The sequence below is a fragment of the Streptomyces sp. MBT65 genome (assembly GCF_016612545.1).
Classification (GTDB): Bacteria; Actinomycetota; Actinomycetes; order Streptomycetales; family Streptomycetaceae; genus Streptomyces.
Genome location: NZ_JAENRY010000437.1, coordinates 1 through 9303, shown reverse-complemented (window position 1 = coordinate 9303; position 9303 = coordinate 1). Strand labels below are relative to the sequence as shown.

Annotated in this window: 7 protein-coding genes and 1 pseudogene; 5 read left to right on the top strand and 3 right to left on the bottom strand. The window is 72.4% G+C overall.

Annotated features, from left to right (window positions below):
• Positions 1-310: 310 nt before the first annotated feature.
• From JHN63_RS47450 to JHN63_RS47440, 3 genes and pseudogenes are all read left to right on the top strand, one after another.
• Positions 311-1571 (top strand): annotated as a pseudogene (locus tag JHN63_RS47450) (NAD(P)-binding protein).
• 17 nt (positions 1572-1588) lie between these two features.
• Positions 1589-2557 (top strand): zinc-binding dehydrogenase, encoded by a 969-nt coding sequence (locus JHN63_RS47445; protein ID WP_200691346.1) that lies wholly within the window; start codon positions 1589-1591, stop codon positions 2555-2557.
• An 80-nt stretch (positions 2558-2637) separates the two neighbouring features.
• Positions 2638-4155, top strand: a complete 1518-nt coding sequence (locus JHN63_RS47440; RefSeq protein ID WP_200691345.1) for an MFS transporter — start codon at positions 2638-2640, stop codon at positions 4153-4155.
• A gap of 129 nt (positions 4156-4284) precedes the next feature.
• Here the strand turns inward: JHN63_RS47440 and JHN63_RS47435 are convergent, their stop codons facing one another.
• From JHN63_RS47435 to JHN63_RS47425, 3 genes are all read right to left on the bottom strand, one after another.
• Complete coding sequence (locus JHN63_RS47435; protein WP_200691344.1) at positions 4285-5691, bottom strand: FAD-binding oxidoreductase; 1407 nt, start codon at positions 5689-5691, stop codon at positions 4285-4287.
• 9 nt (positions 5692-5700) lie between these two features.
• On the bottom strand, positions 5701-6354 hold the full coding sequence (locus JHN63_RS47430; protein WP_200691343.1) for a rhomboid-like protein: 654 nt from the start codon (positions 6352-6354) through the stop codon (positions 5701-5703).
• Positions 6355-6473: 119 nt separating this feature from the next.
• Positions 6474-7400, bottom strand: coding sequence for a LysR family transcriptional regulator (locus JHN63_RS47425; protein ID WP_200691342.1), 927 nt, complete (start codon positions 7398-7400; stop codon positions 6474-6476).
• A gap of 156 nt (positions 7401-7556) precedes the next feature.
• Here JHN63_RS47425 and JHN63_RS47420 point away from each other — a divergent pair, with 156 nt between their 5' ends.
• Together JHN63_RS47420 and JHN63_RS47415 are read left to right on the top strand one after the other, a co-directional pair.
• Positions 7557-8807 (top strand): MFS transporter, encoded by a 1251-nt coding sequence (locus JHN63_RS47420; RefSeq protein ID WP_200691341.1) that lies wholly within the window; start codon positions 7557-7559, stop codon positions 8805-8807.
• Positions 8804-9295, top strand: coding sequence for a GNAT family N-acetyltransferase (locus JHN63_RS47415; RefSeq protein ID WP_200691340.1), 492 nt, complete (start codon positions 8804-8806; stop codon positions 9293-9295). The genes JHN63_RS47420 and JHN63_RS47415 overlap by 4 nt, the downstream gene beginning before the upstream one ends.
• Positions 9296-9303: the final 8 nt, after the last annotated feature.

Sequence of the window (9303 nt, the reverse complement as noted above, 5' to 3'; positions counted from 1 at the left end):
TCCCCACCGGCGTACGCCTCCAGAGGCGGCAACCGCACCTCCGGCCGCCGCGCCCCCTTGACCCCGCCCGTCCTCCCTGCCCCACCCGTTGCGCTCGTCCTACCCGTGCCGCCCGTCGCTCTCCTCGCCATGACCCCATCCTGCACCCCGCCACTGACAATCCCCCGGGCACTCCCCTGACCTGCACAGACGCAATCCGCCTCCCCGCCGACGTCACATTCCCGCCCCTCGAATCGTCGTACTGAGAGAAGGGCGCACCCACGCCCGGACGCCACCCCGCACTCGGACGCCACCCGCGAGGGAGACCCCCATGCACCGCATCACCGTCATCGGCGGCGGCCTCGCCGGGCTCACCGCCGCGATCGCCGCGGCCGAGGCGGGCGCCGAGGTCACCGTGTACGAGGCCCATCACACGCTCGGCGGGCGGGCGCGGACCGCCGAGGGGCCGTACCGGNCGAACGCCGCCGCAGCCAGGCCCAGTGCGGCCCGCGACTGTGGAGGACGTGCGGACCGCCGAGGGGCCGTTACGGACGAACGACGGTCCGCACGTCCTCCACAGTCGCGGGCCGCACTGGGCCTGGCTGCGGCGGCGCGGGCTGCTCGGGGCGCTCGCGCCGGTTCCTGTGGCCGCCCCGGGGCGGTTCCGGCTGCGGCAGCACGGGGTCCTGCGCCGGACGCCGCCCCTGCCGATGCTGCGACTGATCCATCGCTGTGTTCGTCAACAGGCGCCTGTGGACGTCGACTTCATGACCTGGGCGACCGGTGTCGGCGGCGAGGAAGCCGCCCGGGCCGCCGCGCACCGGGCCACCGGTGTCCTCTTCCACCACGACCCCGGCGCCCTGTCCGCCGCCTTCGTGCGGGAGCGGCTGCTGCGGGCCGTCCGGGTGCCGGCCGAGGCGCGGCGGCCGCGCGGTGGCTGGGCGACCGTCGTCGACCGGATGGCCGCCCGGGCCTGGCAACTGGGCGTGCGCGTCGAGACCTTGTCCCGGGTCGACACCGTGCCCAGGGACACGCCCGTCGTCGTCGCCACCTCCCTCGACGCCGCCCGCCGTCTCCTCGGCGACGACTCCCTGACGTGGACGAGCGGGCGTACGGCCCTCCTCGATCTGGCGCTCCGCACCCGCCGGGGCGATCCCTTCGTCGTCTGCGATCTCGACGCGCCGGGGTGGGTCGAGTGGTCCGGCGCGCGGGACCGTTCGCTCGCTCCGGCCGGTGAGCAGCTCCTCCAGGCGCAGGTCCCGATCGCGCCGTACGAGACGAAGGCCGACGGTGTCGCCCGGGCCGAGGAACTGCTCGACCTGGGGTTCCGGGGCTGGCGGGAGCGGGTGGTCTGGCGGCGGGCGGGGCTCGCGAGCGGTCGTACCGGAGCGGTGGATCTGCCCGGCAGCAGTTGGCGGGACCGGCCCGCCATCGATCGCGGGGACGGTGTCTATCTCGCGGGCGACCAGGTCGCGGCGCCCGGTGTGCTCTCCGAGGTGTCCTTCAACAGCGCCCTGACCGCGGTGTCGCTGGCGCTGGCGACACCGGGCCTCCGGCCCACCTGGCGGGCACTTGACCTCAAGCACGCTTGAGGTTGAAGGGTGAGGCCATGCATGCCATACGACTGCACGCCTTCGGCCCCGCCGAGAACCTCTCCTACGAGACGACCGTCGCCGACCCCTCCCCCGCCCCCGGCCAGGTCCGTATCGCCGTCGCGGCCGCCGGGGTCCATCTGCTCGACACCGTGCTGCGGAAGGGCGAGCGGGGTCCGTTGCCCGAGTTGCCCGCGCTGCCCACCATCCCCGGCCGCGAGGTCGCCGGTGTCGTCGAGTCGCTCGGCGACGGGGTCGCGGGGCTGTGGCTCGGGAAGCGGGTGGTCGCGCATCTCGGGTTCGCGCCGGGCGGGTACGCCGAGTTGGCCGTGGTCGATGTCGACCGCGTGCACGAGATCCCGGCGAACCTCGACTTCGCGCAGGCCGTCGCGATGATCGGGACGGGGCGTACCGCGATGGGGATCGTGCAGTTCTGCGAGCTGGGCGCGGACTCCGTGGTCGTCGTGCCGGCGGCCGCGGGTGGGCTCGGGACCCTGCTCGTGCAGTACGCCCGGCACGCCGGTGCCACGGTCGTCGGGCTCGCGGGCGGGGCCGAGAAAGTCGCCCTCGTGCGCGCGAACGGCGCCGATCTCGCCGTCGACTACACGGATCCGGCGTGGCCGGGGAAGGTGCGGGCCCGGCTCGGCGGGCGGCACGCGACCCTCGTGTTCGACGGGGTGGGCGGCGAGGTGGCGCGGGCGGCCGTCGGGCTGCTCGGGGACGGTGGGCGGCATGTCGTCTTCGGGTGGTCGAGCGGGGAGCCGTATGCCCTCGAAGGGGTGTCCGAGCAGGTGCTCGGGCCCGTGATGATGCGGAGGGCCGGCGGGCCCAGTCCGGTCCGGACGCTGGAGTTGCGCGCGCTCGCCGAGGCCGCGGCGGGGCGGCTCGTGCCGGCCGTACGGCGGTTTCCGCTGGCCGGGGCGGCGGACGCGCACCGGGCGCTGGAGACGCGGGGGACGACCGGGAAGGTGGTGCTGGAGCCATGAGCGGACGCGGCCGGAGCAAGCACGGCGAACCCACCGTCCCCGCGGATGCGATCCGTACCGATTCATGGTCTTCTGACCAGATGAGCGTCACCCGAACAGGTGAAACCGCGACGACGGCCGACGGCCCCGATCCCCGCCGCTGGTGGGGGCTGGTGATCATCGCTCTCGCGCAGTTGATGGTCGTCCTCGACGCGACGATCGTGAACATCGCGCTCCCCTCCGCACAGCGCGACCTGGGCATGTCCGACGGCAACCGGCAGTGGGTCATCACCGCGTACACCCTCGCCTTCGGCGGGCTGCTGCTGCTCGGCGGGCGGATCGCCGACCTGGTGGGCCGCAAGCGGACCTTCGTCATCGGGCTGATCGGGTTCGCCGGTGCCTCCGCACTCGGCGGCGCGGCCACCACCTCCGGGATGCTCTTCGGCGCCCGCGCCCTCCAGGGCGTCTTCGCCGCCGTCCTCGCCCCCTCCGCGCTGTCCCTGCTGACGACGACGTTCACCGACCCGAAGGAGCGCGGAAAGGCCTTCGGGATCTACGGCGCGCTCGCGGGCAGCGGTTCGGCGATCGGCTTCATCGCGGGCGGGCTGCTCACCGAGTACCTGAACTGGCGCTGGTGTCTGTACGTCAACATCCCCATCGCGGTCATCGCCGTCTTCGGCGCGTTCGCCCTGCTGCACGACCGGCCCGGCCACACGGGCGCCCGGCTCGACGTGCCGGGTGTGCTGCTGGGCTGCGGCGGGCTCGTCGCGATCGTCTACGGGTTCAGCGAGGCGGAGCCGCGCGGCTGGACGGACTCGCTGGTGCTCGGCCTGTTCGCGGCCGGTGTCGTGCTGCTCGTGGCCTTCGTGTGGTGGCAGAACCGGGCGCCCAGCCCGCTCCTCCCCCTGCACATCGTCAAGGAGCGCAACCGGGCCGGCTGCTTCCTCACCATGGGCCTCGCCGTGATCGGCATGTTCGGCATGTTCCTGTTCCTGACCTACTACCTCCAGGTCATCCTCGGCTACTCGCCCGTGAAGACCGGCATGGCCTTCCTGCCGCTCACGGTCGCGATCATCATCGGCTCGACGCAGATCTCGGCCCGGCTGATGCACCATGTGCCGCCGCGCACCCTGATGGTGCCGGGCGCGCTCCTCGCGGCGGGCGGCATGTCCTTCTTCACCCGGCTGACCGTCGAGTCGGACTACGCCACCGAACTCCTGCCGGGGCTGCTGCTGATGGGCCTCGGCATGGGCCTGATCTTCATGCCGGTGTTCGCCACCGCCACCGCCGGGGTCGCCCCGCGCGACTCGGGCGTGACCTCCGCGACCGTCAACACCGCGCAGCAGGTGGGCGGTTCGATCGGTACGGCCCTTCTCAACACGATCGCCACCACCAGCAGTACGGCCTATATCGCCGCCCATCTGCGCAACCCGGCCGAGAAGGCGCTGATCACCAGCAAGGGCATCGTGCACGGGTACACGGTCGCCATCTGGTGGGCCGTCGCCGTGATGCTGCTGGCGGGGCTGGTCGCGGGGCTGATGGTGACGGCTCGGGCACCGAAGCACGGGGCTGCGGCGGGGGCGCCGGTGACGGAGGCGGAGGCGGAGTCGGTGACGTGAGGGACGCTCGGCGCCAAGGCAAGCGGGGCTTCCCTCAGAGGGTGGACAACTACCGATGCCTCGGCGCCCAACCCCTGTGGACAACCTCTGGCGCCTGCCTCAGTGCCGTCCCGCTCAGTGCCGTCCCCCTCAATGCCGTCCCGCGACCCGGTCCGCCACCCGCACCAGCCGCGACGACTCCGCACCGTGCCCGGTCAGTTCACGCCGGTCCGCCGCGCGGTAGGTGGCGTACATCCCCTGCACGCCCAGCCAACGGAACGGCTCCGGCTCCCACTTGCGCACCTTGTGGTCGACCCACGGGAGGGTGGTGAGGTCGGTCGGCCCCGCCTGGCCGGAGTCCAGTTGGACCAGATCGCGCAGCGTCCGCCCGGCGAGGTTGGTGGTCGCGACCCCCGAGCCGACGTAACCGCCCGCCCATCCGAGACCCGTCGAACGGTCCAGGGTCACCGTCGCGCACCAGTCGCGCGGCACCCCGAGGACACCCGACCAGGCGTGCTCGATCCGCAGCCCGGCGAGCGAGGGGAAGAAGCGGACGAGGATCTCTCGCAGCGCCTCGACCGTCGCCGGCTGCGTGCGCCCGTCGTTGTCGGTCCGCGACCCGAAGCGGTACGGCACCCCGCGCCCGCCCAGCGCGATGCGGCCGTCCGCGGTGCGCTGCGCGTACATGTAGGCGTGCGCCATGTCGCCGAGGGTCTCCAGACCGCTCCAACCGACCGACTCCCACTGCTCGTCGGTCAGCGGTTCGGTCGCGATCATCGAGGAGTTCATGGGCAGCCAGGTCCGCCGCTGGCCCTTGAGGCTGGCGGTGAAACCCTCGGTACAGCGCAGGACGTAGGGCGCGCGGACGGTGCCGTACGGCGTGACCGCGTGCCGGGGCCGGATCTCGGTGACGGGTGTGGACTCGTGGATGACCACCCCCAGGGCCTCCGCCGCGGCCGCGAGTCCCTTCACCAGCTTCACCGGATGCAGTCGCGCGCCGTGCGGCGTCCACGTCGAACCGACCGCGTCCGCGACCCGGATCCGCTCGGCGGTCCCGCGCGCGCCGTACAGCTCGCGGTCGCTCTCGCCGTACGACAGCTCGTGCTCGTGGAAGGCCTTCAGCCGCGCCAACTGGGCGGGCGTACAGGCGACTTCGAGGACGCCACCGCGATGGATGTCCGCCTCGACACCCTCGTCGTCGGCGACCTTGATGACCTCGGCGACGGTGTCGTTCATGGCCTGCTGGAGGCGTACGGCGGCTTCCTTGCCGTGGAGTTTCGCGTACCGGTCGCGGCCCGCGATGCCGTTGTAGAGCCAGCCGCCGTTGCGGCCCGAGGCGCCGTAGCCGCAGAACTTCTGCTCCAGGACGGTGACTTGGAGGGAGGGGGCCGCCTTCTTCAGGTAGTACGCGGTCCACAGTCCCGTGTAGCCGCCGCCGACGATCACGACGTCGGCGGTCGCGTCACCCGCGAGGGGTTCGCGGCGGGCCGGGAGGCCGTCGTCCGCGTACCAGAAGGAGACGCCACCGTTCACGACACCGCTTGCCGAACTGCTCATACCGGGACGCTAACCCCTGAGGGCGGCCACTGTCTCCTTCGGATTCCATGCTTTTCCGCAGCCTCTGACCAGCGGATAACACGCCAGGCCGATCAGGACGGAGGTGAAATGCCCGAGATCGGTGAAGGTGCGGTGGGTCTCCAGCGGCACCCCGTAGACCGCGAGGACGATCAGCAGATACGGGTACCGCCAGGGCGGCGCGATCCGGTACGCGAGGACGCCGACCACCCCGGCCAGCGCGTAACTCACCCCGATGTCAAGGGTGTCGACGGCCGACCGGGGTGCCATGTCCCGCTTGATCGCCCACAGCAGCGCGCCCTCGCTGATCAGCGTCGCCAGCACATGCGCGGCCACGCACACCATCAGCCACCGCGCCGTACCGAGCCAGCGCTCCGCCTGCGCGTGGAACACCGTGTACAGCGCGGCGTACGGCAGCCAGCGGCCTCCGTCCATCCACATCGCGCTCGCGAACAGCACGCGTACCGGGTTGTTCGACAACTCGTGGATGTTGGTGGACCGCTGCCGCAGGAACTCCTGCTCGAACTCCGGCGACATGTGGTGCACGGCGACCGTGGTGACGAAGAGGATCCCCAGCCAGACGTAGGTGCCGGGGGCCCTGCGGACGTACGCCCACACCTTGTGGAGGCCCCGGGTGATTCGCATGAGCCGATTCACGCACGCGGGCGGGGTTCGGGGCGGGATCGACATTCCGGGCGGGGCGGTGGCCTCCCCCTACGAAATCCGTTGGCGGTGCGCCGCGATGACGGACGAGATCGGGCCCTTCATGCCCACGCCGGTGTCCAGATCCCTCCGTCGGAGGGGTCGGGGCGTATCGAGTCGAGGTGGTCGCGGAGGGCGGCGAGTCCGGGGTGGTGGTTGTCGCGGTGGCTGACCAGGGAGTGCGGATAGACCGGGGTCGGACTGCGTATGCCGATACGACGCAGGTCGTGGCCGGCGGGCCAGACCAGCCGGGTCTGCTCACCGACAAGGGTCGCCAGCGACCGGGACCCCGCGATGGTGTCCAGCAACGGCTCCACACCGAAGTCGGGCCCGGAGGACTCGATGGTGAGCCCGAACGCGGCGGCGAGCGCGTCGTAGTACGCGGCCCACTCGGTACCGGCGACAAGCCCGGGCATCCAGATCCGATGCCCGACGAGATCGGCAGGGGTGAGCGTGCGGGCGGCGGCGCATACGTGGCCCGGCCCGGTGAGCAGCTGAACCGGCTCGTCGAAGGCGCGGCTGACCTCGATGTCACCGGGGAGCCGCCGGCCCGTCCCGGTGACCGCGCGGAAGGACGCGTCGACCGTGCCGGAGCGGATGGCGTCCACCGCCGCGTCGGCGTCGAAGAGGGTCACGACGTCCAGCTCGGTCTCGGGGTGGGCGCGGTGGAAGTCGCGCAGCAGCGCGGCCGGGGCGAGGCCGCGGCCGATCACGTCGACGCGGAGGGCGCGGTGGCCGGGGCGGACGGAGGCGTACGCCCGTGCCTCGGCACGCAGCAGTTCGCGGGCGTGCGGCAGGAACGCCCGGCCGTCGACCGTCGGTTCCGCCCCGCGCGGGGTGCGGGCGAACAGCCGCACTCCTACGGCGCGCTCCAGCGCGGCGATCCGCTTGGAGACGGCCTGCTGGGTGATCGACAACTCCGTGGCGGCATCCTGGAAGCGGCCCGCGTCCACGATGGCCACGAAGGTGCGCACAGCGTCGAGATCCACGCCTGCGACCCTACTGGCGCCCACTGACAATCCTCTTCCACCAGCAGATACAACTGTTGGTTGTGGTTGTGTGGTGGGTCGGTTGTTTGACCGGCGGGGGTGCCGCTCGGTTGGATCCCGGGGTCAGCACGAGGTGGTTCGGCAGGGGGAGTGCGGGTGGGCAGACGGGCGCTGGGGCGTCGCTTCGGGTGGTTGTGGGCGGCGTTCGCGGTCAGTTCGTACGGCACCGGGCTCGGGTTCGGCGCGTTCTCCGTGCTCGCGATCATCGTGCTGCACTCCGGCCCGACCCAGGTCGCGGTGCTGGCCGCCTCGGGGCGGGCCGTGGGCTCGCTGCTCGCGGTGCCGCTCGGCCCGTGGGTGGAGTTCCGCCGTAAGCGGCCGGTGATGATCGCCATGGACCTGACCCGGTTCGCGGCCCTGCTGAGCGTCCCCGTCGCGTACGCGCTCGACTGGCTCACCTTCGCCCAGCTCCTCGTGGTCTCCGTGGTCGTCGCCGCCGCGAACATCGCGTTCAACGCGGCGAGCGGGGCCTTCCTGAAGTCGCTCCTCCCGCCCGAGGACCTGCTCGTCGCGAACGCCCGCTTCGAGTCCACGACCTGGACCTCGACCATGCTCGGCCCCCCGCTCGGCGGGGCCGCGATCGGGCTGTTCGGCCCGGTGACGACCGTCATCGCCGATGCCACGAGCTATCTGCTCTCGGCCCTCGGCATCCGTGCCATCGGCGGCACGGAACCCCGCCCCGAACGCAGCGGCGCACCGCGCCTGCGCGCCGGCGATCTGCTCGACGGCTGGCGCTACCTCCTCGCCCACCCCACCCTGCGCCCGCTGCTCCTCAACGCGATGATGGTCAACGGCCTGATCATGGCGTCCGAGCCGTTGCTCGCCGTACTCCTGCTGGGTCGCCTCGGCTTCGCGCCCTGGCAGTACGCCCTCGCGCTCGCGGCCTCCTCCGGCGTCGGCGGCTTCGTCGGCTCACGCCTCGCCCGCCCGCTCGCGACCCGGTTCGGACAGCGCAGGGTGCTGCTCACCTCCGGGGTGCTGCGCGCGTGCTGGCCGATCGGCCTGGCGTTCGTCCGCCCCGGCGTCCCCGGCATGCTCCTCGTCACCGCCGTCCAACTGGGCATGGTCACCTGCATCGGCGTCTTCAACCCGCTGCTGGCCACCGCCCGGCTCACCGACACCGCCCCCGACCGGATCGCCCGCACCCTCACGGCATGGTCGGTCAGCACCAGCGCGGCGATCGCGGCACTGACGGCCGCGTGGGGGCTGGTCGCGGCGGCCACGACTCCGCGCACGGCGATCGCGCTCGCGGGGGTCCTGCTCCTGGCGAGCCCCCTCCTGCTCCCCCGCCGCGAACCCGCCGAGCGGGACACGGACCCGAGCCCGTCTTCTACCCTCTCCGCATGATCCGCACCGCGACCCCCACCGACATCCCCGTCATCCACGCCCTGATCCGCGAACTCGCCGCCTACGAAAAGGAACCCGAGGCAGCGAGGGCCACCCCGGAACAGCTCCACGAGGCCCTCTTCGGCCAACACCCCGGCGCCTACGCCCACATCGCCACCGACGACACCACCGGCGAACCGGTCGGCTTCGCCCTGTGGTTCCTCAACTTCTCGACCTGGCGCGGCGTCCACGGCATCTACCTGGAGGACCTCTACGTCCGCCCCACCGCCCGCGGCTCCGGCCACGGCAGATCCCTCCTCACCACCCTCGCCCGCATCTGCGTCGACCGCGGCTACGAACGCCTGGAGTGGTCCGTCCTCAACTGGAACCGCCCCGCGATCGACTTCTACGAAGCGCTGGGCGCCCGGCCCCAGGACGAGTGGACGGTGTACCGGCTGACGGACGAGGCGTTGCGGGAGTTGGGGGACGGCGGTGGGCGGGGGCGGTGAGCCTGCGG